Origin of the sequence: Amycolatopsis pittospori (assembly GCF_013870525.1) — a bacterium.
Classification (GTDB): domain Bacteria; phylum Actinomycetota; class Actinomycetes; order Mycobacteriales; family Pseudonocardiaceae; genus Amycolatopsis; species Amycolatopsis pittospori.
On the sequence record NZ_JACBXD010000030.1, the window covers coordinates 44,151 to 70,652 of the forward strand.

Below are 26,502 nucleotides of genomic sequence, written 5' to 3' on the forward strand. Positions count from 1 at the left end.
CCGCCGAGAAGGCATCAGCGGAGCTCGAGGGTCGAGTCGGCCGCTTCGAGCAGCGGGGGATGGTGGGTGGCCACCACGACGGCCGCCCCGGCGCTGGTCGAACGCTTGATCAGCGACGTCAGCCATTCCTTCCCGGCGACGTCCAGTGCCCGCTCCGGTTCGTCGAGCAGCAGCACGTCGTGCGGCCGCGCTGTCGCGCCGAGGAGCAGCAGACGCCGGCGCTGTCCGGCGGAGAACTTGCCCGCGGTGACCTTGGCCCGTTCGGAAAGGCCCGCGTCCGCCAGGAGGGCGGCGTGATCGCCGAGATCGGCGCCGAACGAGCCCTCCAGCAGTTCGAGATGCTGGAGCGGGGTCAGTTCGGCGAAGAAATCGGAATCGTCGAACAGCACGGAAACCTTGCGCCGGAAGGAGAAATCGCGTTCGTCCGGTTTGCCGCCCGCGACGACGACCCGGCCTCGTTGCGGCGTCTGCATTCCGTAAAGGCACCTCAGCAGGGTCGATTTCCCGACCCCGTTCGGGCCCACGATCACCGCGCATTCGCCCGCTTCGACCTCGAAATCGAGGTCGTCGAACAACCAGTGCTCCCCGGCCTGGACGCCGAGCCCGCGTACGTCGATCATCGGCCGCGCAACAACTCGATCACGGGTGCGAGGGCGTCCATGTTGTGCTCCAGTACGGTGAAATAGGTGAATCCGAACCGCTCGCGATGGGCGAGCACCTGTTCGGCGATCTGTTCGGGCGTCCCGATGAGGGCTGTCGGCAATTCGGCGAGTTGTTCGGCGGTGAGAGCGCCCTTGATCCGATCGCGCAGCTTTTCCAGCTTCGCTCGCCGGTCTCCGCCCACGCCGACGAAATGCGGAAGGATATTGAATTCGACCTCGCGGCCATTCAGCTTTTCACGGACGAAGTTCACCCGCTCTTCGATTCCTTCGGCGTCCGCGGGGACGAGCCCGCCACCGTCGGGAACGGCGGCCGTACCGGTGAACCCGACGATGTCGGCGTGTTCGGCGGCGAGGGTGAGCAGCCTGTCGCCTCGGCCGGCGATCATCAGCGGCGGGCCCGGTTTCTGCACGGTTTCCGGTTTGTGGCCTTCGTCGGCATAAAGCCGTTTGAGCTCTTTGATGGTGTGTTCGAGATGATCGACCCGTTTGCCCGCCCGGGGGAACTCCATCCCCGCCGCTTCGAATTCGGCCTTCACGTACCCGGCGCCGAGGCCCAGTTCCAACCGGCCTTCGGTGAACTGATCCGTACCCGTGACGTCGCGAGCGAGCAGCACCGGGTTGTAGAAAGCGGTGTTGATGACGAAGGTGTTGAGCCGCGGACGGCTCGTCACCTCGGCGGCGAGCACGAGTGCGGGGAACGGCGGCGCCATGCCGAGATGATCGGCCGCACCGATGACGTCGAATCCGAGGTCTTCCGCTTTACGGCATTTGTCCACCCACGCCGCACGCGTCTCCGGGACGATCATGTTGACGCCGAATTTGACCATGCGGCCACGTTACCCAGAGCCAAAGAAGAAGGCCTCATCCTCAGGAATGACCGTGAGGATGAGGCCTTCTCAGGCTTTCGGGAATCAGCCGAGACGCTGCTTCAGCGCGTCCAGTTCGTCACGCAGCGAAGACGGGACCTTGTCGCCGATCTTCTCGAACCACTCCTCGATCAGGGGCAGTTCCTGGCGCCACTCGTCGGCGGAGACGTCCAGGGCGGCCTGGATGTCGGCCAGCGGCTCCTTCAGGCCGTCGGTGTCGAGGTCCTCGGCGTTCGGCACGAAGCCGACCGGGGTCTCGTTCGCGTTGCCCTTGCCCTCGACGCGGTCGATGACCCACTTCAGGATGCGCGAGTTCTCGCCGAATCCCGGCCACAGGAAGCGGCCGTCGTCGCCACGGCGGAACCAGTTGACGTAGAAGATCTTCGGCAGCTTGTCCGCGTCGGCGTTCTTGCCGAGGTCCAGCCAGTGCTTGAAGTAGTCACCGGCGTGGTAGCCGAGGAACGGCAGCATCGCCATCGGGTCGCGGCGCACGTTGCCGACGGCGCCGGCGGCGGCCGCGGTGGTCTCCGACGACATGGTGGCGCCCATGAACACGCCGTGCTGCCAGTCGCGGGCCTCGTTCACCAGCGGGACCGTGGTCTTGCGGCGGCCACCGAACAGGATCGCCGAGATCGGCACGCCCTGCGGGTCGTCCCATTCGGGCGCGAGGATCGGGCACTGCGACATCGGGGTGCAGTAGCGCGAGTTCGGGTGCGCGGCCTTCTCTTCCGACTCCGGCGTCCAGTCCTGCTTCTTCCAGGAGGTGGCGTGCTCGGGCTTGTCGCCCATGCCCTCCCACCAGATGTCGCCGTCGTCGGTGAGCGCGACGTTCGTGTAGACCGTGTTGCCCTTCTCGATGGTGCGCATCGCGTTGGGGTTGGTGTGCCAGTCGGTGCCCGGCGCGACGCCGAAGAAGCCGAACTCGGGGTTCACCGCGTACAGGCGGCCGTCCTCGCCGAACCGCATCCACGCGATGTCGTCACCGAGGGTCTCGGCGCGCCAGCCGGGGATGGTCGGCTGCAGCATGGCGAGGTTGGTCTTGCCGCAGGCGCTCGGGAACGCCGCCGCGACGTAGTGGACCTTGTCCTCCGGCGAGATCAGCTTGAGGATCAGCATGTGCTCGGCCAGCCAGCCCTCGTCGCGGGCGATGACCGAACCGATACGCAGCGAGTAGCACTTCTTGCCCAGGAGCGAGTTGCCGCCGTAGCCGGAGCCGTAGCTCCAGATCTCACGGGTCTCGGGGAAGTGCGAGATGTACTTGGTGGTGTTGCACGGCCAGGAGACGTCCTCCTGACCGGGCTCCAGCGGCGCGCCGACGGAGTGGAGGGCCGGGACGAACGAGCGCTCGGTGCCGTCCTCGGTGACGAACTTGTCCAGCGCGGCCTTGCCGGCGCGGGTCATCACGCGCATGGAGGCGACGACGTAGGCGAAGTCGGTGATCTCGATGCCGAGCTTGGGGTCTTCGGCGCCGAGGGGACCCATGCAGAAGGGGATCACGTACATCGTGCGACCGCGCATGCACCCGCGGTACAGCTCGGTCATCGTGGCCTTCATCTCGGCCGGGTCCATCCAGTTGTTGGTGGGACCCGCGTCCTCTTCGTCGTCCGAACAGATGAAGGTGCGCTCTTCGACACGAGCGACGTCATTCGGGTCGGAGGCGGCCCAGTACGAGTTGGGCTTCGCGTCGAGCTGCACGAACGTGCCGGCGGCGACCAGTTCGGCGTTGATGCGCGCGGCCTCTTCGTCGGACCCGTCGACCCACACCACGCGGTCCGGGGTGGTCAGTTCGGCGACCTCCCGGACCCAGGACAGGACGCCGCTGTGCGTCGTAGGCGCTTTTTCCAGTCCGGGGATGGCGACTGCGGTCATCTCTACTCCTGACTTCCGACGGCAGAAGCCCACACCGGGAACGACGCTGTTCCGATGCGGGCTTCAGTGCCGGCGACCGAATGGCTTCGCACACCGGCGGGAAGACCGGTGTGCAGGTTTTGGGATTCCCCGAGAGTAGCCGGATGACCGGCAGGTAACCGAGAGCTGACCTGTCGGTTCTCTCACAAGAACGATAAGGGAATCGATTCAGTATCACCGGAATGGGCCATACGCAGAAATTCTTCCGGTGATCGACAGCACAAGAGAGGGACACCCGATCGGGAAATCGGACACGAGAAAGCCCGGTACGAGGTCTCGTACCGGGCTGTTCTGTGACCAGGATTACACGAATTGGCCTAATGAAATGGACTGGACCACGCTTCTATTGGTTTAGTCCATTTCGCGATTTAGTTCTGGCTGATCCACTGCCCGGTGCCGGAATCGATCTTCGCCACTCCTTCGAGCGTTTCGGTGCCCGCGCCACCCCACGCCGCGTCGCCCGCGGGGTCGCCGACGGCGGCCGGAGTGTTCGCGAAAGCCGAGCCGATGTCCTCGTTGACCACGCCGCTGCCGGTCTCGGTCCACTGGCCGGGGCCGGTGTGCTCGTAGGTCTTCGAGTTGCCCGAAGCGTCCGTTTCCACCGCGATGTCGGCCTTGCCGTCACCGTCCTTGTCGGTGAAGGCGATCGTGCGGCCGTCCTCGGTCTGGATGACAGCGGTGTCGGGGGTGCCGTCACCATCGGTGTCGATCGTCGGCGGGCCGACCTCGACGTCGCCGTTGGGCATGTCGGCGTGCATGGTGCCGCTGGTGCCCGCGTCGCTACCGCTGTCGTCGGCGCCGCCCGCTTCGACCCACGCGCCGGAGGCTTCGTCGTAGACGGCCTCCTGGACGACCTTGCCGTTGTCGTCGAGCACCGCGTACTGGTCGGCTTCGCCGTCGCCATCGGTGTCGACGAACGCCTGGCCGGTGCCGTCGTCGTGCTGGATGACGGCGGCGTCGTTCACGCCGTCCTTGTCGAGGTCGTAGTTGAGCTCGGCCTGGTACTCCTCGCCGTCAACGTGGACCGTGACCGCCTCCGCGGACGATCCCGCCTCGGTGTCCGTGCCACCGCTCTCGTCGACCCACATGGGAAAACCCCCTTGAAGAACCGCTGTGTCGAAGCTTATGACTCACCGTAGGCCGGTTCGGTTCCGCTTCACAACAGCGCCACCCGCCTGGGCCGACCGGAGCAGGGCAAGTAGTCCTCTGGATGCGGTACTTGCGCGTGCAAGTACCGCATCCAGAGGACTGAACGCGGTGGTCAGGCGTCGCGCAGTGACCGAATGCGGCCCAGGAGGGTCTCGGCGCGGTCGCGGCCGTCCGAGACGTCCTTCAGGCGCTTCGCGACGGACGAGATCTTCTTGGCCCGCTCCTGCGCGCCCATCTTGATCGTCTTGTCGACTTCCTTCAGCTCCGCCTCGATCGCGTCGATGCGGCGGCCGAGGGCTTCGTCGAGCGCCATCGACAGCTGCTGTTCGGCCTCGATCAGCTGCTCCGCGACGAGTTGGTCCAACGTGGACCGCGCGTCGGCGATCGCCTCGACCAGCCACTGCTTCATATGTTGCTTGTCGGACGCGTGTTTGCGGGTGCGCGCCATCCACCAGCCGGCGCCGAGGCCGATGATGATCGTGGCGGGCAGGATCACCGGGTTCAGGATCGCGACGCCCGCGAGCGGCAGTGCCGCGACCTTCCCGGCGCCGAGTCCGCCGGAAACGCCCATGAAGATGAGCAGTTTGTCCTCGGCCGTCGGCGGCTTCTTGTCCGGCGGGCGCAGGACGACCGGCGGGCCGCCGGCCCTGGCGAACTGGCCACGGATGATGTCGAGCTCTTCGGCGGAGAAAAGCTCCGAAAGCGCGACGTTGGTGACCTGGTTCAGCCGCTGGGAAAGCAGCATCGAAATACGCTGCGACGTCGTCTGCAACGCGATGTCCACCTGCTGCGGCAGCGCGGCGAGGTCGTCGCGTTTCGCGCCGTCGATCAGCTGGCGGAAATGCGTCTGCGCGTCGCGCATCTGCCTGCTGGTCTCGTGTCCGACCTCGACGCGGGTCCGCTGGATCTCGGCGCGCAGTTTCAGCTGCCAGCCCCGGGTCGACGAGCGCCGCTCGGTGCTCAGGTCGTCGCGGCGCTGACGCAGTTGTTCCGCCTCGGCCTCACCGGCGGACAGCGCGCGGCTTTCCGCCTGCAGCTTCGCCTTGAGTTCGCCGAGCGCGCTCGAAAGCGCGCGCAGGGTGTTGGCCTCGCCCAGCATCGCCGAACGGCCGACCAGCATCTCCTGCAACGCGCCCTGGAGCGAGGCGATGCCCGCCTTCTCGCGCAGCATCATGGCCATCTGCTCGTTCGGCGCCTTGGCGGCCGTCTCGAACATGCGCGCGGAAACCGGGTGGAACACGGCGTCCGCGAACCGGGGCGCGTGCTCGGCGAGGAGCCGCCTGTCGGCTTCGAGGACCTCGCGCCAGCCGCGGAACTGGTCGACCTTGGTCAGCGCGAACAACACGGTCTCGACGCGCTCGCCCATGGTCTGCAGGAACTGCAGCTCCTGCGAGGTGAACGGCGCGGAGGCGTCGACGACGAACAGCAGCGCGGTGGCACCGGCCGCCGCCTCCTTCGCCAGTTCGCCGTGCATCGAGTCGAGCCCACCGACCCCCGGCGTGTCCACAATGGACACGCGTTCGAGCAGGGGGACCGGGCCGGAGACCTCGACGTAGCGCGGCGGGATCTGACCCTCCGGCAGTTCGTGCGCGGCCGAGACCCAGCGGATCAGGTCGTTGAGGTCGATCGGCACCGGCGCCAGCTGGCCCGGGTAACAGGCCTGCGCGGACCACTGCTGCGCGTGCTCGAAGACGAGATACGTCGCCGTCGCGACGTCGGCGTCCACAGGGGACAGACCTGGCATGGAGAGAAGCGCGTTCACGAGCGAGCTCTTGCCGCGGTTGGTCTCGCCGACCACCACGACGGACGGCTTCTTCGGCCGCGTCTTCTGGACGTCTTCGACCCACTTCGCGGCCTGAGGATCGGCTTCACGGACGACGGTGAGCAGCTGCTCGCGCGTGCTCTTCACGACCGCCGGAAGGCTGGCCGCGGCGCTCGGAGCGGTCACAGGGCCTTCTTCGCGTAGACGATGACGATCGGCGCGCGCAGGACCCGGTCGTGATCGGCGAAGCCGACGACCTCGGTCTCCGCGACCATGCCTTCGAGTGCCGGATCTTCGGTCGCGACGGCGCCGCCTGCCTCGTGCACGGCCGGGTCGAACCGCTCGCCGTCCGGGCGAAGGGCACGGACGCCGATCCCGGCGAGACCGTGTTCGAGCCGCTCGACCACGCCGCCACTGCGGGCGCGATCGAGCGCGTACAGGCAGAGCTGGATCAGCGCCTGCCTGTCGGCGAGAGCCTGTTCGAGGTCGGCCGGACCCGTGGTCGTGGACTCCACATCGGTATTCGACGCGGTTTCGACGGCTTCGGTTCCGTCGGACGGCGAAGTCTCACCGTCCACTTCGGCGATGATCCGCGCGATGCTCACGGCCGAGATCTGGTTGGTCGGCACATCGTCCGGGTTCTCCTCCGCGACAGCCTTCTTGCGCAGCCAGGCTCCCACCCGCATCGACCCCCGTAATGGTGTTCCCGGGCCGCCCGATCAGCCCGGAGAGATTTCACCAGTGTCGGATACTTCTCCGCCGGCCGGGGGCGAAATCGGCAGAACGGGACGAAGGAATCTGGCGAGGATCACCTTCATCACCTCGATTTCCGCGGCCGGATCCAGTCCTGGGTCCAGGATCACCCGGGAAAGCGGTGCGTCGATCAACGCGGTGAGCCAGTCGGCGGTCGCCTTCGCCTCGATGCCGGGATCGATCCGGCCCGCTTCGATCGCCTGCTCCACGAGGCCGAGGAGGCCGTCACGCAGGACGCGGTCGTTGCCCTGGATCAACTCGGCCAGCTCCGCGTCGCGGGCGCATTGCGCGGCGACTTCGAGGACGAGCTTCGCCGTGAGCGGGTGCAGAAGCTGCTCGGAGACGTGCGCGATGACCTGGACGATGGCTTCCCAGGTGTCCTCGATCTCCCTGGCGGCCGCGAGCAGGGCCGCGGTCTCGTCGCCGTCCTGCTCGAAGATGCCGACGAACACCGCGCGCTTGTTCGGGAAGTAGTGGAACAGGCTGCCGGTACTGATCCCCGCCGCTCGGCAGATCTCCGCAGTCGTGGTCTTCTCGAAACCCTTCTCCGCGAAGCACACCGTGGCGGCGTCGAGGATCGCGCGGCGCTTCGCCTCGTGCTTCGCCGGGTCGACCGTCCTCATTTCACCGCCGGCGGCTCGTCATGCCAGGGGTAGCCGTATTCGAGGAAGGCCTTGGCGACGGCTTGGCGGTCGACGTCACCCTTCTCCCGCGCCAGCTCACGGCCGTCGGCGGCGAGCAGGACGAGCTCCTTGCCGTCGAGGAAGACGGCCTGCAGCTTGGCCTCGTAGGCACGGGTGCGGCCCTTGACGGTGAGCGTGATCCGCGTGGGCGTCACCTTGACGATCAGGCGTTCGTGCGCCCAGACCCCGGCGAACAGCAGGCCGAGGACCACGCCGACGCCGATCCCGGTGACCGTGCCCCACGGCTGGGGGATGTCCGACACGAGCTGGAACGGGCCCTTGAACGGGACCCAGCTCAGGGAGGCCACCCAGCCGGAGATCGACTGGAGGAACCAGCCGAGCCCGGCGCCCGCCAGCGGACAGCCGACCCAAGAAGCCGTGCGAAGCCACTGGGGCTCGTCGACGATCGTTTCCATGGGCTCCATTATTAGACCGAGCGCTCGGTTTATCAATCCGAGGTCCTGGAAAAGCCCGCGTTTAGTCCTCTGGATGCGGTACTTGCACGTGCAAGTACCGCATCCAGAGGACTAAACGCGGGAAGTGGAGGAGCGGGAGGTCAGTCGCGGATCTGCTGCCAGATGAGGAAGTACGCCCGGTGGACGACGTGCGCGACGCGGCTCTGAGCGGGCGTCGCGCCGAAGGACGCGAAGGAGCGCCACCAGCCGGCGCGTTCCAGCGCGTGCGCGGCGAGGTCGGTCCGGGAAGCGCCGGGTTTACCCAGCTGGGCACCGATGTCGGCGTTGCTGCCGACCCGCAGGACCTCCTCGGAGAGGTCCTCGGGCATGTCGACGGCGCCGGACGCGACCAGCGTGAGCGCTTCGAGCAGCCGGAGCTGGTGCGCCTCGGGCTTGGCGAGCAGGACCTCGATCGCGTCGTGGACGCGCTGCCGTTCGCCCGGGTCACCGGAGGCGTGGGCCAACGCGGTGACCGACGCCAGCGCGGCGGCCGCCTTGATGCCGTCGGCGCGGGCGGCGAAGACGATGCTCAGCCGCTGGCGGACGGCTTCGAGACCGGAGGCGTCGAGCAGCTTCCGCCGCAGCGAACCGGCGGTGATCTCCGGTTCCGCACGGATGGTCTCGACGGCGAACCGGACGCCGAACAGGTCCAGCTTCTCCAGCAGCCGCAGCCTGGTCCCGGCCGCGACGTCGCAGTCCCAGCTGGTGAAGATGTCCGCCGAGATCAGCATGGTTTCGAGGATGTCGTCGTCCATCTCGGACAGCTGGCGCAGCGCCTCGGCGTCGCCGGAGGTGAACCCGCCGGACTCGGCCGACTCCGCGATCAACCCGATCACCGGCAACACGTCCGCGACCCGCGGCTTGAGCGTCGCGGCCTGCTTCTCCGAAAGGAGCGTCGCGGCCTTCCAGACGTCGCCGCCCGAGCCCTCGACCGACTCCGGCGCGATGGTGTCCGCCTTGTTGAGCACCGCGATCGCGTTGACCGGGCCGGCCTCTCGGCTCGCGGTCGCGGCGGTGAACGCGGCCAGCGCCTGCTGGTCGTCGGCGCGCACGCCCTGCGTGACGACGTAGAGAACGGCCTCCGCGCCCGCGACGGCGTTGCGCGAAGTGTCGTCCAGCTCGTCGGAGCCTTCGGAATCGGCGCTGTCGTCTTCTTCGCCGTCGTCGGGCTTGCGGTGCTTCGCCGCGCCCAGCAACTGCTCGGTCCGCGACACCGAGGCGGCGTCGAGCGAGCCGAGGCCGGGGGTGTCGATGACGGTCATACCCTGCAGGACGGCGTTGGTGAGGTACGCCTCGATATGCGAGACCTTCTCGATGTCGATGCCCAGCTCGGCCGGGATCATCCCGTCGGCGGCGAACGGCAGCACCTGCTTGCGGCCGTCGTTGAAGACGATCTCGACGCGGTCGACCGTGCCGTACTGGAACCTGGTCACCAGCCGCGTGCACTCGCCGACGTCGGTAGGCGCGACCCGGCGCCCGATCAGGGCGTTGACCAGCGTGGACTTCCCCGATTTGATCCGGCCGGCGACGGCGACCTGGAGCGGTCCGCCGAGCCTGCGCAGCACCTCCGCGAACCCGGCCGCGGTCCGCGGGGACACCTGCGCCTGCAGGCGATGGCAGAGGTTCGCCACCGACATCGACAGCGGGCCGGCGAGCCGCCCCTGTTCCGTCGCTGACGTCACGGCCACCGTCCCCCTCCCCGTCTTCGAGCTCGTCGCGTCGAATCGTGCCATGCCGCTCATCCTCGGGTCGCACCGAAGGTGGTACCGGCGACCGACGCGCGGACGGCCGAAGCCGACATAGTGTTACCAGGTGCGACGGTTAAGCCTCTGGATGCGTGCTCACCCCATGGCCGGGGACAGTTTCATCGCCGTCGTCCTCCTGCTGACCGACCTGCTGTTCTTCGTGGCGGCGGTCGAGACGCCGGAAGTCCCGATGCCGCCCTGGTACGTGGTGGTGCCGCTGGACATCGCGATGGTCGTCCCGCTGATCTTCCGGCGGAAGGCCACGCTGTGGTCGACGTACCTGCTGCTGGCCATCGGCATCCCGCACGGCGCGCTCGAACTGGGTGCGGCCAGCGGGCTGGCGATCATGATCAGTGTCTACTCGGTGCTGGTCTACGTCGGCCGCAAGCAGGGGCTGCTGTTCCTGCTGGCGACGATCGTGACCTCGGTGATCCAGCTGTGGGTCGATCCCCCGGAGGACGTCTGGGTGCTGGCGATCATCGGGGTCTTCGCCATCGCACTGTGCTGGACGCTCGGCGAGTTCGCCGGCGCGAGGCGTGCCTATCACGAGGAGGTGGAAGCCAGGTTGCATCTACTTGAGACGGAACGGGACCAGGCGACCAGGATCGCCGTCGGCGAGGAACGCGGACGGATCGCCCGTGAGCTGCACGACGTCGTCGCGCACGCGGTGAGTGTCATGGTCGTGCAGGCCGACGGCGCGTCCTACGCGGTCGACGGGAACCCCGAAATGGCGAAACGGGCCTTGCAGACGATTTCGGAGACCGGCCGCGGCGCGCTCGCCGAACTGCGGCGGCTACTGGACGTGCTCCGCAGCGACGGCGACGACGAACCGCGCGTGCCGCAGCCGGACGCCAGCGCGCTGACCGACCTCGCGGACCGGATCCGCCAGGCGGGCGTACCGGTGACGCTGGCGATCGGCTCGGAAGCCCTGGTGGGACTGCCCGCCGGTGTCTCGCTCGGCGTGTACCGGATCGTGCAGGAGTCGCTGACGAACACGCTGAAGCACGCCGGACAGGGCGCGCAGGCGGAAGTACGAGTACGCCGGGAAGCCGACGTGATCGACGTCGTGGTCGCCGATGACGGTGCCGGACGCGCGAAGCAACTGGTACCCACCACCGCCACGAGAACGGCACCACACGCCGCACCGGCCGGGCCGCGAAGGCTTTCGGTCCCCGGTGGGAACGGATTGATCGGAATGAGGGAACGGGCCAACGTCTTCGGCGGCACGCTGGAGGTCGGTCCCGCTCCCGGTGGAGGGTGGCAAGTGCACGCGAGGCTCCCGGTTAGGTTGGCGACGTGATCCGAGTGGTGGTCGTCGACGACCAGGAATTGATGCGCGTCGGGTTCCGGATGGTCCTGGGCGCGCAGGCCGACATCGATGTCGTCGGCGAGGCGGGTGACGGTGCGCAGGCCATCCGCCTGGCGGAGGAACTGCGACCGGACGTCGTGCTGATGGACGTCCGGATGCCGGTGCTCGACGGGGTCGAGGCGACGAAGCGCATCGTCGAAGCCGGGACGGCGCGGGTGCTCGTCATGACCACGTTCGACCTGGACGAGTACGTCTATTCGGCGCTGCAGGGCGGGGCGAGCGGGTTCCTGCTGAAGGACACGCAGCCGGATCACCTGGTCTCGGCGTTGCGGGCGGTCGCTTCGGGCGACGCCGTGGTCTCGCCGTCGGTGACCCGGCGGCTGCTCGACCGGTTCGTCGGCGGCGGCGGGAAGCCCCTGCGGGACGCGGCCGAACTCGACGTCCTGACCGAACGGGAGCGGGAGGTGCTCGTGCTGATCGCGAAGGGCCTCTCGAACCTGGAGATCGCCGAGACGCTCTTCCTGTCCGAGGCGACGGTGAAGACGCACGTCGGGCGGATCCTGTCGAAGCTGGATCTGCGGGATCGGGTGCAGGCCGTCGTGCTCGCGTACGAGACCGGATTGGCCCGGCCCGGAGTCACGTAGAAATCTCTTCGGAAAGTGCTCATTCGGTGAGCACTTTGCGGTGGATCCTTATCTCCAGAGCCACCCACTGGAGGAGAACGAAATGTTGCGAGGACTCACCACCACCACGTTCTACGCCGACGACATGACCGCCGCGATCGACTGGTACTCCGACCTCTTCGGGGTCGAGCCGTACTTCGTCCGCAACGGTCCCGACGAGAAGCCGGCGTACGTCGAGTTCCGGATCGGCGACTACCAGCACGAGTTCGGCTTGGTCCGCGGCGACTACCGGCCTTCGCTCGCTCAGCCGGGACCCGGCGGGGCGATCGCGAACTGGGCCGTCGACAACGTCGAGGACGCCTTCGCGAAGCTGCTCGAGAAGGGCGCGAAGGAGTACGAGCCGATCATCGAGCGCGGTCCGGGCTTCGTCACGGCGGCCGTCGTCGACCCGTTCGGCAACGTGCTCGGCGTCATGTTCAACCAGCACTACCTGGACGTGCTGGCCGGGAAGAAGTAGACCCGGCCAGCACGGTGACTCAGCGGTACAGGGCGTGGTCCGCCGTCTCCGGATCCTTGCCCGCGTCCCTGACTTCGGCCATCCACTTGCCGAAGTCGGGGCGCGAGCCGTCGACGTCGGTCAGGCCGTATTCGTTCATCAGCGTCCACGACGCCAGCGTCTTGCCGGCGAATCGCGAGACCTCCGGGTCGGTCGCCAGCTTCGCGACACCACGCCCGAGCAGCGTCGGGGTCTCCGAGATGGCGAAGTCGACCGGTGCGGCCTTGCCGACCGCGTCCCGCCACGTCTCCTCGGTGACCTTGAAGTAGTCGAGCATCGCCTCCGACCGCAGGAAGCCCGGCGTCACGGTCATGCCGACGCAGCCGTACTTCTTCAGTTCGGCCCCCAACGCCCTGCCGATCGCGCGGACACCGGACTTCGCGAGGAAGTACGGGATCCCCGCACCGACGTACTCGTCGTGATCACCGTCGGTGACCTCGAGGACGAGACCACCCTCGGACTTCACGACGAGCGGGAGGAGCCGGTGCAGCGCGATCAGATGGGTGTCGAGCGCGTTGTGCACCAGGGTGAGCGCGTCGTCGAGACTGGAATCCCAGTACTCCCCTTCGAAGTCCGCTAACGGGTCGCCGCCCCAGACGTCGTCGACCAGGACGTCGATCCGGCCGTCCACTTCGGACTCGATCCGCGCCTTCAGAGCGTCCACATCGGACACTACGGTGAAGTCGGTGCGGACGGCGATCCCCCGGCCGCCCGCCGCGTCGACGAGTTCCGCGGTGTCCTCGATCGTCTCCGAACGCTTCATCGGCGACTGGCGCTCCCGCGTCGTGCGGCCGGTGACGAACACCGTCCAGCCGAGCCTGCCCAGTTCCACCGCGATCGCCCGGCCACAACCACGCGTCGCCCCGGTGACCACCGCTACTTTATGATCCACTTCGGATACTTCCCTTCCACGCGGTCAGCACCGCGTCCACGTCTTGCCCCACACGGTCGACGTACCGGCCCTTCGGCCGGATCGACCAGTCCAGCGAAGCCCCGTTGGCCACCCCCAGCAGCACTCGCGCCGCGCGGACGACACCCGGCGCACCCGGCAGGTCACGCGCCGCGAGCCGCACCAGCCGCCGCAATTCCCCTTCCACGGCGGTGAAATGCACGCCGAGCAGTGCCCGGAGTTCCGGATCCCCGATGTCCGCTCCGAGCTGCCCGAGGTGGTTCGCCGCGGTCTCGGCGGTACCCAATCCCTCGTAGACCACGACGACCGCCGCCCGCAGACCTTCCACGGGATCGGCCGCCTCGCCGCATTCCCGCATCCGCCCTACGACGTACTCCGTGTTCATCCGGCTCAACGCCTGCAAAAGGCCGTTCTTGGAGCCGAACCGCTGGGCGATCGTGCCGACCGCGACCCCGGCCTCCTTGGCCACCTGGGCCAGCGTGAAACCCGGACCGACCATGCCGATCACGGACTCCGCGGCCTGCAACAGTCGTTCATCGGTGATGGTGCGAGGCCTCGCCATACAGTTATTGAACCACGGTTCATTAACCCTGGCAATTCAGGGTCACTCTCAGGGGTGTCACCGATCGCGTACGCCGTCGGGAGACGGCAAGCTAATCCTCAGGTCGGGTACCAGGTTGGCACCTCAGGATGACGCGCTCGGCCACCCACATGGACGACGATTGTTCTCGCAGTCGCCGAGGGGAGCAGACATGATCGAGGCAGTGGGCCTCACCAAGCGGTACGGCAAGACACTGGCGGTGAACAACCTGTCCTTCTCCGTCGCGGCAGGGGAGGTCACCGGTTTCCTCGGGCCCAACGGGGCAGGCAAGTCGACGACCATGCGGATGATCCTCGGCCTGGACAACCCCACAGCGGGCGAAGTGCGCATCGGGGGCAAGCTCTACCGCGAGCTGAAAGATCCACTTCGGACGGTCGGGGCCCTGCTGGACGCCAAATGGGTACACCCCAACCGGTCGGCGCGGGCGCATCTGCAGTGGATGGCGAAGTCCAACAAGATCCCGGCTTCCCGGGTCGACGAGGTGCTCGAAACCGTCGGGCTCACCAGCGTCGCCGGAAAGCGCGCGGGCGGTTTCTCCCTCGGCATGTCGCAGCGACTGGGGATCGCCGCGGCGCTGCTGGGAGACCCCGAGGTCCTCCTCTTCGACGAGCCGGTCAACGGCCTCGACCCCGAGGGCATCCTCTGGATCCGGAAGTTCATGCACCGGCTGGCCGACGACGGACGCACCGTGCTGGTCTCCTCGCATCTGCTTTCGGAGATGGCGCTCACCGCGAGCCACCTGGTCGTGATCGGCAAGGGGCAGCTGATCTCCCAGTCCTCCACCGAAGAGTTCGTGTCACGGGCCGCCGAGAACACGGTCAAGGTCCGGTCGCCGCAACTGCCCGCACTGCGCGCCGTGCTCACCCAGGCGAGCGCCCAGGTCACCGACGGCGACAGTGCGCTCGTCGTGTCCGGTTTGGACAGTGCCAAGATCGGCGAGATCGCCGCGGCCAACCAGATCGTGCTGCACGAGCTCAGCCCGCAGACCGGCTCCCTGGAGCAGGCCTTCATGCAGATCACCGGCGACTCGGTCGAGTACCACACGGGTCTCGAAGCCGAAGCCGCCGAAGTGGTCGCCGCCGCCCAGTAGCCGACACTGCCGAAACTCTTTCGAGGAAAGAAAAGCCATGACTCTGCTCGCTGTGGAACGCATCAAGCTGTTCACCACACGCTCACCCTGGTGGTGTGCGCTGGTCACCCTCGCGGTCGTGATCGGTTTCTCCGCCATCATCTCCAGTGCCGCACCGGACGGCGAATTCACCGACGTGGGCCTGTCCCAGTTCGGTTCGAAGTTCGGGATGGCCGTGATCATGGTGCTCGCCGCGCTTTCGGTGACCACCGAATACCGCTTCGGCACCATCCGCACCACGTTCCAGGCGGTTCCGAACCGCACCCCGGCGCTGCTGGCGAAGACCGGCGTCGTCGCCATCCTTTCGCTCGTGATCGGTGAGATCGCCGCGTTCGGCGCCTGGGGACTCGCGTCGGTCATGCGGTCGGAAGACCTCGCGCTGAACACCGCCGCCGAGTGGACCAACATCGCCGGGGTCGGCGTGGTCTTCGCGCTCGCTTCGGTGATCGCGGTCGCCATCGGCATCCTGATCCGGCACAGCGCCGGCGCGATCTCGCTGCTGCTGATCTACAACCTCGCGGTCGAGGACCTGATCCAGCTCATCCCGAAGGTGGGCGCGGAGATCCACAAGTGGATGCCGTTCAACGTCGCCGACAAGTTCCTCCGCGGCGCCGGCACCCCGGGGGTGGATGGGCCTCCGCCGTCGAGCTCGACGCTGAGCCCGGCATGGGCACTGGCCTACTTCGCCGGTTTCGCGGCGGTGTTGCTGACCATCTCGCTGGTCGTCGCGAAGAAACGCGACGCGTAAGAACTTCCACAGGGAGAAAAGCCGGACGCTCGGCTCGGGGGAGTGAAGCGTCCGGACGGGGAGAAAAAGGGGAACAAGGACCGGGCCGCCTTATCGGGGGGCAGCCCGGTCCTTTCCCGTTGGGTCACCTTGGTCGTGAGTGGCGATTCGGGTTCTAACCCGAATCGCCACTCACGACCCGCAGGGCGACGCGGCCACGAAAACCGGCTCCGCGCCACAGCGTTGGGTACTGTCGTAATCCACCGGAGGGAGGGCCGATGATCGAGGCCACCACACTCACGAAACGCTACGGCGACAAGCTCGCCGTCGACGACCTTTCCTTCACGGCCGAAGCGGGCCGTGTGACCGGATTCCTGGGCCCCAACGGGGCGGGGAAGTCCACCACGATGCGGATGATGCTCGGTCTCGACAACCCGACGTCGGGTTCGGTGAGCATCGACGGCAAGGCCTACCGCGAGCTGCGTGATCCACTTCGGACGGTCGGCGGGATGATCGACGCCACCTGGCGGCACCCCGGCCGGACCGCGCGCGAGCATCTGCGGTGGATCGCCGCGACCAACGGCCTGCCCGACAAGCGGGTCGACGAGGTGCTGCGGCTGGTCGGGCTGGAGTCGGTCGCCCGCAAACGGGCGGGGCAGTTCTCGCTCGGGATGTCGCAGCGGCTCGGGATCGCGACGGCGTTGCTCGGCGACCCGCGTGTGCTGCTGTTCGACGAGCCGGTCAACGGGCTCGACCCCGAGGGCATCGTGTGGATCCGGCAGCTGATGCACGCGCTCGCCGCCGAGGGCCGCACCGTGTTCGTGTCCAGCCACCTGCTGCCGGAGATGGCGCAGACCGCGCAGGACCTCGTGGTGATCGGCCGCGGCAAGCTGATCTATCAGGGCACGATGGAGGACTTCGTCGGCCGCGCGAAGGGGCTCGGTGTGCGGGTCCGCAGCCCGCAGCTGCCGGAGCTGCGGACGGCGCTGACCGAGAAGGGCGCCGACTTCCGGGAGGAGGACGGCTCGCTCATCGTGTCCGAAATGGACAGCGACGACATCGGTGAGCTCGCCTTCGCCGCGGGCGCGACCCTCCACGAGCTGAGCCCGCTCACCGGGTCGCTCGAAAACGCGTACATGCAACTCACCGCCGAAGCCGTCGAATACGGCACCGGCCAGGTTCCGGAGGTCGCCCGATGACCGCGGCGAACATGCTCCGCGCGGAGCGGATCAAATTGATGAGCACGCGGATGCCCTGGTGGTGCGCCGGCATCGCGCTCGTCGGCGCGCTCGCCTACACGGCGTTGTTCTTCGGTTTCGTTCCGTTGGAGGAGCTGGAGAGCGTCGGATCGACGCAGACCGCCAGCGCGCTCGGCCGCACCGTCGTGCTGATCCTCGCCATTCTGGCGGCGGCGACCGAGTTCAGCTGGGGCACGATGAGGCTCACCTTCCAGGCGGTGCCGTCGCGGATACCGGCGCTGCTGGCGAAGGGCGCCGTCGTCGGCGTGTTCTCGGGGCTGATCGGGCTGCTCGTGGGCTTCGGCTCGTGGGCGGTCGCGTATCTGATCAAACCGGCCGCCGACCTGGGGATCGCCTCCGGCGCCGACTGGCGCGCGGTGGCGGGTCAGGGGCTGACCTTCCTGCTGACCGGGCTGATCGGCGTCGGACTCGGCCTGCTGTTCCGCAGCCCCGCGTTCGGGCTCACGTTCGCCTTGGTCTGGACGCAGCTGATCGAGGGACTCGTACTGCTGATTCCGCGCGTGGGCGACGACATCTACCAGTGGATGCCGTTTTTCGCGGCGAATCAGTTTTCCGGATCGGATCTGACGGTTTCGATGATGAAACTCGAGCCGCCGATGGGGCCGTGGGGCTATTTGGCTTATTTCGCTGGTATCTGCGTGATTGTGTATGCGGCCGGGCTCATGATCACCCACCGAAGGGACGCGTGAGCTTTTACCGCCTCCAAAGGAGTTAAGTCCACGTTAAGAGCCTGTGGCTTCTCTCACAGGAAGCGGACATACTGTTCCTGACCGGGCGATGCTCGGGATGAGCCATTTTCGGCTCTCGGCCCCGGAGGTGATCCTTGACGGTGGATTCCGGTCAGGGAGTGGAACGCACGATCCCGCAAGCCCGCACGGAAAGTATTCAGCCCCGGCTCGAGCCCATGCTCGACCTCGAATGGTCACAGGCGATCGAACTGCCACGCACGGTGGCGTCCGCGACCCGGCCATCCGATATTCGCCGCGCCTGGGTGCACCGCGCTCCCGAAGATCTCGTTGTGGCGTTGTACCGCGCTTCCAGTGGAATGCACGGTGAAATTCCCGCGCCATGGTGGCTTCGCGCCATCGTGGACGGCAGGCTCGAATCGCGGGAACTCGGTTTCCGCATCGAAGATCGCATCGCCGGCCTGCTCGGCAGGCGTCCCGGTTGGGAATTCGTCCCGTGGGCCGCGGACGGAGAATCCGGCTACTGGGAGTTCATGCCCTCCGAACGCGGAGCGTCCGGGCATTCGATCCCGACCACGGTGCTGAACACCAACCGCCACGACGGCTGGATCGACGTCCTGCCCGCGCATTCCAGTACGACGCCGCCGCCGATCCCGGTCGCCGGATTCGCCGGCCTGCGGTCCCGGCTGGGGGAGTTCGAAGCGGTCCGGTAACCCCCACGTTTAATGGGCGGGTGGAGAACGAGGACCAGCCACGGCTGCGCAGCGTGGTCAGTTATGTCAAACGCGGCGGCCGGATGACCGTCGGGCAGCAGCGAGCGTGGGAAGAACTCTGGCCGTCGCTCGGCCGCACCGTCGGCGAACTGCCCGCGGGACCGGTGGATTTCGACGCCTGGTTCGGCAGGCCCGCCCCGGTGATGGTGGAGATCGGCTCGGGTATGGGCGAGACCACGTCCCAGCTCGCGGCCGCCGCGCCGGAACTCAACTACGTCGCGGTCGAGGTGTACGACCCCGGACTGGGCCAGCTGATGCTGCGCGCGGAGAAGCTCGGCGTGGAGAACCTGCGGCTGATGCACGGCGACGCCGTCATCCTGCTGACCGAGCACGTCTCGCCGGGCACGCTGTCCGGGGTCCGGCTGTTCTTCCCGGACCCGTGGCCGAAGAAGCGGCATCACAAGCGGCGGATCGTGCAGCCCGCGTTCGTCTCGCTGGTGGCGTCTCGGCTCGCGCCGGGCGGAACCTTCCACATGGCGACCGACTGGGAGAACTACGCGGAGCAGATGATGGAGGTCTGCTCGGCCGAGCCGCTCCTGCGCAACCGGTACGCCGACGAGCCCGATGGCTGGGCCCCGCGTCCGGAGTGGCGTCCGGTCACGAAGTTCGAGAACCGCGCCGACGTCGAAGGCCGTGTCTCGCACGACCTGATCTTCGAGCGGGTCTGAGCGGCTGAAACGCCTGAAAGGGCCGGTCAGGACGTCCCCCGTCCTGACCGGCCCTTTCGCACACCCCCGAACTCCGGGATGCCCCCTGCGCATCCCCGGCGCCCGTTCGTCCCTCCCCCGACAGAGGGACGACCGGGCCGCCCGGCTCGTGGGTGGTACCACCGACTCCACCCACGAGACCTGTCCGCCCCGGCGCCATGACGCCATTCGGGCGAACCTTCTTACTCGTCGGCCAGAGGCTCCGACTGCACCCGCTTGAGCGCCGGGGTCGAGACGGATGCCCCGAGCAACGCCACCCCGATTCCCAGCACCACGGGCGCCAGCAGCCACGGGCTCAGCACCACAGGGTCCTTTTCGACCATGCTGTAGAGCCCCACGCCGACTCCGATCCCGACCACCCCCGCGCCGAGGGTCGCCACCATCGCGGGCAGGGCGGCCTCCATCCGCAGCGCCCTCGCCAGCACCCGGACCGGTGTCCCGGCCGCGATGAGCGCCCCGAAGGTGCGACGGCGGTCCATCACCGAACCGGCGGTCGCCACGGCCGCGCTGCAGCCCGCGAGGACCCCGGCCGCGATCAGGCCGATCACGGTGACGCGCCGCAGGTCGGCGAGTTCCTGCTGCTGGCTGATCATGTGCAGGCCCCGGCTGCCGACCTCTTCACCCGGCGCCGCCTCGACCAGCGCGGTCCGCACGACCTCGGCGTTCGCCGGGGTCGTCGGCACCACCACGTCGAGGTACTTCGACGTGATCCCGGCAGGCACCAGGGCCGGGTCGACGACGATCACGCTCGACGTGTCCTTCTCGGACTCCCGGTAGACGTTCACCGGAACGTTCGCGCCGAGCGGCAGGCCCGCCTGGTCGTACTCCGGGGTGACCCGGTACTTCGAAGGGTCGAGCGTGTAGGTGCTGTAGATCCCCGGCTCCGGACGGCACGAGCCGGCGAGGTTCACCCGCATCAGCTTCGAGGCGTCCTCGCAGGTCGCCACGAAGGCCCGCTGCAGCGACTGGGTGCCGTCCGAGCGCATCTCCCCGCTGGCCAGGTAGACCGTGCCGATGGCGACGGCCTTGTCCGGCACACCCTGCTTCGCGAGCGACGCGTTCGTCTGGTCGACCATCTGCTGGACGTGGGTCGCGTCGGCGTTGGCGTAGAGGACGTTGTCCTTGAAGGACCGCCCGCCGCCCGCCATCGATTCGAACGACGGCAGCAGCGTCAGCGCCATCGAACCGGTGAACACCGCGAGCACCACACCCGCCGTGGCGCGGTAGGCGCCCTTGGGGTCGTCGCGGAGCCTGCGACCGGCCAGCAGCGAGGCGGGTTTGCGCCAGATCCGGACGAAGGTGCCGCCCACCGCCGAGGTGACCCACGGTCCGATGATCGCGGCGGATCCGACCAGCAGGAACAGGCCGCCCATCACCATCCCCATGCTGGCTTCGTCCTGGCTGACCGCGAAGAGGAAGAAGGCGCCGGCCACCGGGACCGCGAGCAGACGCCACCAGTGCAGCGGTTTGCGAGCGTGCGCCGAGGCCGCGAACAGCGGCGTCTTCAATACCCGGCGGATACCGAGGACACCGGCGAGGACGACCAGCAGCGGGATCACCACCGCGACCGCGATGGTCGAGCCCACGGAGAGGCTGAAGTCCGACGCCTGCCAGGTCCCGCCGCCCCATGAGACGAACGTCGAGAGCCCTTGCAGTGCCGGTGCGACGAGGATGCCGAGCAGCGCGCCGACGACCGCGGACAACGCGGTTTCGGCGGCGACGATCTTCGTCACCTGGCCGGGAGTCGCCCCGGCGAGCCGCAGCGCCGCCATCCTCAGCTCACGCCGGGCGGCGGTGAGCCGGGCCGACGACGCGACGAGCACCAGGCTCGGCACGAGAAGGACGATGACGCCGACCCAGGCGAGCAGTTCGAGCAGCGGGTCGGGCTTGGCCTCCTTGTTGGGGAAGCCGTCCGCGGCCTGCGCCGACTGCGGCATCGACTCGGGCGTGTGGCCGACGACGGCGACCAGCTGCTCCGGGTACATCAAGGACTCGGGTCCGAGCGCGTCGACGAGCTTGCCGAACCGGTCCCCGAGCTGGTTCTGCGGCGTCGACTGGATCAGTTTCCCCAGTGCGGGCGAAACGATCGCCTCACCGGGGCCGGGCAGCTTCGGGATGCCCGGCGGGAGGCTGAGCATCGGCGAGTTGCCGGTCTGCGCGATGTCGACGCGGGTGATCTCGAGGTCGCCGGTGTAGTCCTTGTTCGCCGCCATCAGCAGCGGCCCCTGCGGCTTGGCCGACTCGCCGGGGGCGGAACTCGAGCTGTAGTTGTAGCTGTAGACGTCCTGCCAGATCGCCCGCTGCGAGCGGGCCTGCGTGGCACCCGGGAGGGAGGCCAGCAGGAGCACCAGACTGGTCGCGACGGCGACCCCGACCGCGGTGAGGATGGCCGACGTGCGGGTCCGGCGGTCGACCCGGAGCACCCGCATGGCCAGCTGGAAGCTGTTCATCAGGCAGCCAACCTCGTCGCGATCAGGCCGTCGCGGATGGAGACCGTCCTCGGCATGGCTTCGGCGAGTTCGCGGTCGTGGGTCACCACGATCACCGCGGCGCCGCTGTCCGCGGCCGCCACGAGCAGCGCGTCCATGGTGGCGCGGCCGGTGCGGGTGTCGAGCGCGCCGGTCGGCTCGTCGGCGAAGATCACCTTCGGCCGGTGCGTCAGCGCCCGTGCGATCGCGACGCGCTGCGCCTCACCGCCGGAAAGCTCGCCGGGGCGGCGCTTTTCCTTGCCTTCGAGGCCGAGCTTCGCGAGCCATTCACGGCCGGCGTCGATGGATTCCTTACGCCCCTTGCCACTCAGCAGCGAAGGCAGCGCGACGTTCTCTTCGGCGCTCAATTCGGCGACGAGCATCCCGGACTGGAACACGAAACCGAACTCGGAACGGCGGAGTTCGCTGCGCTTGCGCTCGTTGAGCTGATCGATCCGCTGCCCGGACAGGAAGATCTGCCCGGAATCGGCGCGGAGGATCCCCGCGAGCACGTGCAGCAGGGAGGTCTTGCCCGAACCGGACGGCCCGACGATGGCGACCGCGTCACCCGCCTGGATGTCGATGTCGATCCCGGCCAGCGCGTACTGCGTGCCGTACCGCTTCACCAGCCCCCGGCCCGAAAGCACCGGCTGCCCTGTCCACTGTGGATCTACCACCGTGAGTCTCCCTTGTCGCTCGTGTTGCGCTTCGGGACAAAGCTTCGCTGTGAACCACCTGTGTCCACTTCAGGCAGACGGCCAGTGCTGATCACGCCCGCATCGGCCGATCGGCCGAGGGTGGTCGAGCCGTCCGGCCAAGGTGCGGACGGCCATGGATCCTCTACCGTCACGGTGTGACAGCAGGTCCACCCCAGAACAACCTCTACGCACGCGCGGGTTCGCTCGTGCGCCGTCTCGGCATGCCCACGGTCGTGCTGTTGGCGGCGCTCGTCTTCGACCTGTTCTTCATCACGGACGCCTCGTTCGACCAGGCCGGCCGCAAGGGCATCGATCTTCTGCTGTTCCCGGGCATCTTCGCGATGGTGTTCTGCGCGCTCTGGGCGCAGCGAAGGGCCGCGGTCGCCGCCGTGGCCGCCTCGGTCGTACTGGTGTCCTACACGCTGTTCATCCAGTACTACGACGTCCCGACCTATTCGAGCGTGCTCGCGCACCTGTCCATCACCGAGGTGGTGGCCGGGGTGGAGATCCTGTTCTACGCCGCGCGCCGGGCCAAGGCGGGTGTCGCGTTCGCGGTGATCAGCGGTCTGGTGATCGCGACCCTGGTCGCGGTGTCCGGCCGGTACTACTACGGCTCCAACTCGAACAGCACCATGGCGCAGGCGATGTTGTTCGGCAGCGTCCTGCTCGTCACCACGCTGGCCTTCGCGATCCCCGGCCGTGACCGGGATTCGAATCCACGCCGCTACGACCGGCTGCAGAAGGTCAACAAACTGGTGATGGGCCAATGGCCGCTCATCGGCCTGCTCAGCCTGACACTGCTCTTGGAGTTCGGCTTCACCTACGAGAGCTCGGCGCGCGGCTTCCCCGTGCTGATCTGCTCGATCATCGCCGCGGTGATCGCGGTCGCCGCCCCGCGCCGTCCCGGTGACGCGATGATCGGGCTCGCCGCGGTCATCCTGCTTTCGGCGTTGGTGACGCCGTTCCTCCGGCTCAGGTACGACTACGCGATGCCGGGCGGTGTGCCCGGCACGCAGGTGGTCGCGGGGATGGGCGCGGTCATCGCGCTGGTCCGTTCGGCCGGGCTGAGCCGTTCGGCGCCGCGGATCGCCGGGCTCGCCGGGGTGGTGGCGGTGGCCTCGGTGATCAACGCCGTCCGGCCGGGCCCCACCCTGATGACCCAACCGGACATGATCGCCACGCTCGTGGTCGCGGCGCTGCTGCTGCTCGGCATCTCGGTGGCGATCGGGCTGATGCTGCGATCCCGGGATTCGGAGCGCACGCAGGTCATCCAGTCGGCGATCTCCGACGCGCAGACGTCGGAGCGGATGGCCCTCGCGCGGGAACTGCACGACGTCGTCGCCCACCACGTGACCGGGATCGTCGTGCAGGCACAGGCGGCGAAGATGATGGGCGAGAAGAACCCGCAGGTCGCGGTCGAGGCGATGGGCCGGATCGAGGACGCCGGGGTGGAGGCGCTCGCGGCCATGCGGCGGCTCGTGCGGAGTATGCGCGGGGACGCCCCCGCGGGCAGCAGCGAGTTCAGCGAGCAGGCCACCACCGATCTCGCGGCGGACCTCCGGACACTGATCGAACGGTCGAACCACGGCGTGAAGACGTCGATGAAGCTCGAACTGCCGTCGAACGTGCCGCACGAGGTCGGGCGGTCGGCGTTGCGGCTGGTGCAGGAATCGCTGACGAACGTCGGCAAGCACGCGGCCAACGCGAAGGAAGCCCTGGTCATCGCCGAGGTCTCCGGCCAGGAACTGCACATCCAGGTGACCGACGACGGACGAGGGCAGGAGCGCCGTCCGGCCGGCGGGTCGGGCGGCTACGGTCTGATCGGCATGCGCGAACGCGTCGCCCTGCTGCACGGCCGGCTTTCCGCCGGACGCGCGCCGGGCGGCGGATGGCGTGTCGAGGCTTGGCTACCACTTGAAGGAGAAGAGTGATCCGGGTACTGATCGCCGACGACCAGGACATGGTGCGGATCGGCTTCCGGATGATCCTGGACGCGCAGGACGACATCGAGGTGGTCTCCGACGTGCCGGACGGCGTCTCGGCGGTCGCGAAGGCGCGCGAACTGCGGCCGGACGTCTGCCTGCTGGACATCCGCATGCCCGGGATCGACGGGCTCGAGGTCACCAAACAGCTGGCCGGCCCGGACGTCGTCGATCCGCTGAAGGTGGTGGTGGTCACGACGTTCGACCTGGACGAGTACGTGCACACCGCGCTGCGGAACGGCGCGAGCGGATTCCTGCTGAAGGACGCCGGGCCCGCGTTGCTGATCGAAGCGGTGCGCGCGGCCGCGCGCGGCGACGCGCTGGTCTCGCCGCAGATCACCGTCCGGCTGCTGAAGCATTTCGACGGCGGGACCGTGAAACGCGACGTCAGCCCGCCTTCGGAGCCGCTGACCGCGCGCGAGATGGACGTGGTGAAGGCGGCCGCGAAGGGGCTGACGAACACCGAGATCGGCACCGAGCTGTTCCTGTCGCTGTCGACGGTGAAGACGCATCTGGCGTCCGTGCAGGGCAAGATCGGTGCGCGGAACCGGGTGGAGATCGCGGCTTGGGCATGGCGAAGCGGCGTCGTGGACTGAAAGTAAGCTCCCTTCATGCAACGCCGTTTCCACGCTCCTGTCGTACTCCCCGCCGACCCCGCTTGCTCGCTGCTGCGTGACGCCGTCGTCGACGTTGACGAAGCGGGGCGTATCGCCCATGTCGGGCCCGCCTCCCAGGCGCCCGAAACGTCCGCTCCCGTGACCCGGTTGAGCGGAATCCTCCTGCCCGGCCTGGTCAACGCGCACGCGCACAGCCCGATGACGCTGCTGCGCGGCATGGGCGGCGACCTGCCGCTGCTGCGCTGGCTGAGCGAGATCATCTGGCCCACCGAGGCGAAGCTGAAGCCCGCCGACATCCGGACCGGCATGCTGCTGGGTTCGGTCGAGATGCTGCGTCACGGTGTCACGACCAGCGCGGAGATGTACTTCGAAGGCGAGCAGCTCGCCGACGCGGTGCTCACCACCGGCGGCCGGGTGATCCTCGGCCCGCCGATCATGGAACTGCCGGGAATGGACTGGCGCGCGATGCTGAAGAGCGTCGAACGCTGGATCGACACCGACGGCCTGCGGTTCGGCCCCGGCGAGCGGATCGAGGTCGGCTACGGGCCGCACTCGGCGTACATGCTGAACGAAGAGGCGCTGCGCGCGACCGCGGAATCGGCGGCCGAACGGGGCGCGCTGGTGCAGATCCACGTGGCCGAAGCGGCACTCGAAGACGTCAAACAGCGCGAGGAGCACGGCTCGGTGCCCGCGCTGCTGGAGAAGGTCGGGATGCTGCGGGGCCGGACGCTGGCCGCGCACGCCATCCACCTGTCCGACGAGGACATCGCGCTGTTCGCCGCCCGAGGCGTCGGCATGGCGCACTGCCCGGGCTCGAACGCGAAACTCGCTTCGGGCATCGCGCGGGTGACGGACCTCCGGAAGGCAGGCGTCGCCGTCGGCCTCGGCACGGACGGCCCGGCGTCGAACGACGACATCGACCTGTGGGAAGAACTGCAGCTCTCGGCGATGTTCGCGCGGCTCGCGACCGGCGAATCGACCGTGCTGACCGCCGCCGACGCGTTCCTGCTCGGCACCCGCGGCGGCGCCGACGCACTGGGCCGCACCGACATCGGCGTGCTCGAAACCGGCCGATGGGCCGACATGGTGCACGTCGACCTCGACGACCCGGCCTTCGCCGCCGGCATCGACGTCCCCGACGAGCAACTGCTCTCGAACCTCGTATGGGCCGCCGGCTCACGCCGCGTCCGCGACGTGTGGGTGGCAGGCGACCAGGTCGTCGGCGACGGTGAATCCCTGCGCGTCGACCGCGCCAAGGTGCAGGCCGAAGTCGCCGAAACCTCGGCACGGCTGCGCTCTTAACTCACCTACCCAGCCCCCCACCCGTCCCAGGGGGCGGCCCCGAGGCCAGTCTATCGGGTCTCCCTGGCGGGATCGGGGTAAAAGGGCTGGTCAGGGCTGAGTTGTCCACAACGGGGTGGGGCTGTGGACAACTCCGGGGGGCTGAGTGCTCCCAAAGTGGCATTGGGGACGT

Annotated in this window: 25 protein-coding genes; 12 read left to right on the top strand and 13 right to left on the bottom strand. The window is 68.2% G+C overall.

Going from position 1 to position 26,502, the window contains the following annotated elements; translation table 11 throughout:
- Positions 1–14: 14 nt before the first annotated feature.
- From H5J31_RS18805 to H5J31_RS18845, 9 genes are all read right to left on the bottom strand, one after another.
- Positions 15–620, bottom strand: coding sequence for an ABC transporter ATP-binding protein (locus tag H5J31_RS18805; RefSeq protein WP_181773899.1), 606 nt, complete (start codon positions 618–620; stop codon positions 15–17).
- A complete protein-coding gene (locus H5J31_RS18810; RefSeq protein WP_181773900.1) occupies positions 617–1,489 on the bottom strand; it encodes an LLM class F420-dependent oxidoreductase in 873 nt (290 codons plus the stop codon). Before H5J31_RS18810 ends, H5J31_RS18805 begins: the two co-directional genes overlap by 4 nt.
- An 84-nt stretch (positions 1,490–1,573) precedes the next feature.
- A complete protein-coding gene (locus tag H5J31_RS18815; protein WP_181773901.1) occupies positions 1,574–3,397 on the bottom strand; it encodes a phosphoenolpyruvate carboxykinase (GTP) in 1,824 nt (607 codons plus the stop codon).
- A 407-nt stretch (positions 3,398–3,804) separates the two neighbouring features.
- Positions 3,805–4,524, bottom strand: coding sequence for a DUF6802 family protein (locus H5J31_RS18820; protein WP_181773902.1), 720 nt, complete (start codon positions 4,522–4,524; stop codon positions 3,805–3,807).
- A 173-nt stretch (positions 4,525–4,697) separates the two neighbouring features.
- Positions 4,698–6,533, bottom strand: coding sequence for a dynamin family protein (locus tag H5J31_RS18825; RefSeq protein ID WP_181773903.1), 1,836 nt, complete (start codon positions 6,531–6,533; stop codon positions 4,698–4,700).
- Positions 6,530–7,033: a nucleotide exchange factor GrpE gene (gene grpE, locus H5J31_RS18830; RefSeq protein WP_181773904.1), complete on the bottom strand. Its 504-nt coding sequence runs from the start codon at positions 7,031–7,033 to the stop codon at positions 6,530–6,532. Before grpE ends, H5J31_RS18825 begins: the two co-directional genes overlap by 4 nt.
- Positions 7,034–7,066: 33 nt before the next feature.
- A complete protein-coding gene (locus H5J31_RS18835) occupies positions 7,067–7,723 on the bottom strand; it encodes a TetR/AcrR family transcriptional regulator (RefSeq protein ID WP_181773905.1) in 657 nt (218 codons plus the stop codon).
- Complete coding sequence (locus H5J31_RS18840) at positions 7,720–8,199, bottom strand: YqeB family protein (protein WP_181773906.1); 480 nt, start codon at positions 8,197–8,199, stop codon at positions 7,720–7,722. The genes H5J31_RS18835 and H5J31_RS18840 overlap by 4 nt, the downstream gene beginning before the upstream one ends.
- A 140-nt stretch (positions 8,200–8,339) precedes the next feature.
- Positions 8,340–9,971 (bottom strand): dynamin family protein, encoded by a 1,632-nt coding sequence (locus H5J31_RS18845; RefSeq protein WP_181773907.1) that lies wholly within the window; start codon positions 9,969–9,971, stop codon positions 8,340–8,342.
- 100 nt (positions 9,972–10,071) lie between these two features.
- On the opposite strand from H5J31_RS18845, the gene H5J31_RS18850 reads away from it, so the two are divergent.
- The 3 genes from H5J31_RS18850 (at position 10,072) to H5J31_RS18860 (ending at position 12,432) form a co-directional block, all read left to right on the top strand.
- A complete protein-coding gene (locus H5J31_RS18850) occupies positions 10,072–11,283 on the top strand; it encodes a histidine kinase (RefSeq protein WP_456237049.1) in 1,212 nt (403 codons plus the stop codon).
- A complete protein-coding gene (locus H5J31_RS18855; RefSeq protein WP_034314242.1) occupies positions 11,280–11,936 on the top strand; it encodes a response regulator in 657 nt (218 codons plus the stop codon). Before H5J31_RS18850 ends, H5J31_RS18855 begins: the two co-directional genes overlap by 4 nt.
- Positions 11,937–12,018: 82 nt before the next feature.
- The gene (locus tag H5J31_RS18860) at positions 12,019–12,432 is read left to right on the top strand and encodes a VOC family protein (RefSeq protein ID WP_181773909.1); all 414 of its coding nucleotides are present in this window, start codon (positions 12,019–12,021) and stop codon (positions 12,430–12,432) included.
- Between the two features lie 19 nt (positions 12,433–12,451).
- Here H5J31_RS18860 and H5J31_RS18865 read toward each other — a convergent pair whose 3' ends face one another.
- Together H5J31_RS18865 and H5J31_RS18870 are read right to left on the bottom strand one after the other, a co-directional pair.
- Positions 12,452–13,363, bottom strand: a complete 912-nt coding sequence (locus H5J31_RS18865; RefSeq protein ID WP_181773910.1) for an SDR family NAD(P)-dependent oxidoreductase — start codon at positions 13,361–13,363, stop codon at positions 12,452–12,454.
- Entirely contained in the window at positions 13,353–13,943 is a 591-nt protein-coding gene (locus tag H5J31_RS18870; RefSeq protein ID WP_181773911.1) for a TetR/AcrR family transcriptional regulator, read from the bottom strand. The genes H5J31_RS18865 and H5J31_RS18870 overlap by 11 nt, the downstream gene beginning before the upstream one ends.
- 190 nt (positions 13,944–14,133) lie before the next feature.
- Here H5J31_RS18870 and H5J31_RS18875 point away from each other — a divergent pair, with 190 nt between their 5' ends.
- The 6 genes from H5J31_RS18875 (at position 14,134) to trmB (ending at position 19,224) form a co-directional block, all read left to right on the top strand.
- Positions 14,134–15,072 carry an ABC transporter ATP-binding protein gene (locus H5J31_RS18875; RefSeq protein ID WP_181773912.1) on the top strand — a complete coding sequence of 313 codons (939 nt, stop codon included), beginning with the start codon at positions 14,134–14,136 and terminating at the stop codon, positions 15,070–15,072.
- A 37-nt stretch (positions 15,073–15,109) separates the two neighbouring features.
- Positions 15,110–15,859, top strand: coding sequence for an ABC transporter permease (locus H5J31_RS18880; RefSeq protein WP_181773913.1), 750 nt, complete (start codon positions 15,110–15,112; stop codon positions 15,857–15,859).
- Positions 15,860–16,116: 257 nt separating this feature from the next.
- Positions 16,117–17,037, top strand: a complete 921-nt coding sequence (locus H5J31_RS18885) for an ABC transporter ATP-binding protein (protein WP_181773914.1) — start codon at positions 16,117–16,119, stop codon at positions 17,035–17,037.
- A complete protein-coding gene (locus tag H5J31_RS18890; protein WP_181773915.1) occupies positions 17,034–17,786 on the top strand; it encodes a hypothetical protein in 753 nt (250 codons plus the stop codon). The genes H5J31_RS18885 and H5J31_RS18890 overlap by 4 nt, the downstream gene beginning before the upstream one ends.
- A gap of 158 nt (positions 17,787–17,944) precedes the next feature.
- On the top strand, positions 17,945–18,496 hold the full coding sequence (locus H5J31_RS18895) for a hypothetical protein (RefSeq protein ID WP_181773935.1): 552 nt from the start codon (positions 17,945–17,947) through the stop codon (positions 18,494–18,496).
- 20 nt (positions 18,497–18,516) lie between these two features.
- Positions 18,517–19,224: a tRNA (guanosine(46)-N7)-methyltransferase TrmB gene (trmB, locus tag H5J31_RS18900; protein ID WP_181773916.1), complete on the top strand. Its 708-nt coding sequence runs from the start codon at positions 18,517–18,519 to the stop codon at positions 19,222–19,224.
- Between the two features lie 221 nt (positions 19,225–19,445).
- On the opposite strand, the gene H5J31_RS18905 is transcribed toward trmB, so the two are convergent.
- Together H5J31_RS18905 and H5J31_RS18910 are read right to left on the bottom strand one after the other, a co-directional pair.
- Complete coding sequence (locus tag H5J31_RS18905; RefSeq protein ID WP_181773917.1) at positions 19,446–21,713, bottom strand: ABC transporter permease; 2,268 nt, start codon at positions 21,711–21,713, stop codon at positions 19,446–19,448.
- A complete protein-coding gene (locus H5J31_RS18910; RefSeq protein ID WP_181773918.1) occupies positions 21,713–22,408 on the bottom strand; it encodes an ABC transporter ATP-binding protein in 696 nt (231 codons plus the stop codon). Before H5J31_RS18910 ends, H5J31_RS18905 begins: the two co-directional genes overlap by 1 nt.
- Positions 22,409–22,584: 176 nt before the next feature.
- Here H5J31_RS18910 and H5J31_RS18915 point away from each other — a divergent pair, with 176 nt between their 5' ends.
- Genes H5J31_RS18915 through H5J31_RS18925 form a run of 3 tightly spaced genes read left to right on the top strand, consistent with a single transcriptional unit; the run spans position 22,585 to position 26,330 of the window.
- Positions 22,585–24,360 carry a sensor histidine kinase gene (locus H5J31_RS18915; protein ID WP_181773919.1) on the top strand — a complete coding sequence of 592 codons (1,776 nt, stop codon included), beginning with the start codon at positions 22,585–22,587 and terminating at the stop codon, positions 24,358–24,360.
- A complete protein-coding gene (locus H5J31_RS18920) occupies positions 24,357–25,007 on the top strand; it encodes a response regulator (RefSeq protein ID WP_181773920.1) in 651 nt (216 codons plus the stop codon). Before H5J31_RS18915 ends, H5J31_RS18920 begins: the two co-directional genes overlap by 4 nt.
- Positions 25,008–25,022: 15 nt before the next feature.
- Positions 25,023–26,330: an amidohydrolase family protein gene (locus H5J31_RS18925; RefSeq protein WP_181773921.1), complete on the top strand. Its 1,308-nt coding sequence runs from the start codon at positions 25,023–25,025 to the stop codon at positions 26,328–26,330.
- Positions 26,331–26,502: the final 172 nt, after the last annotated feature.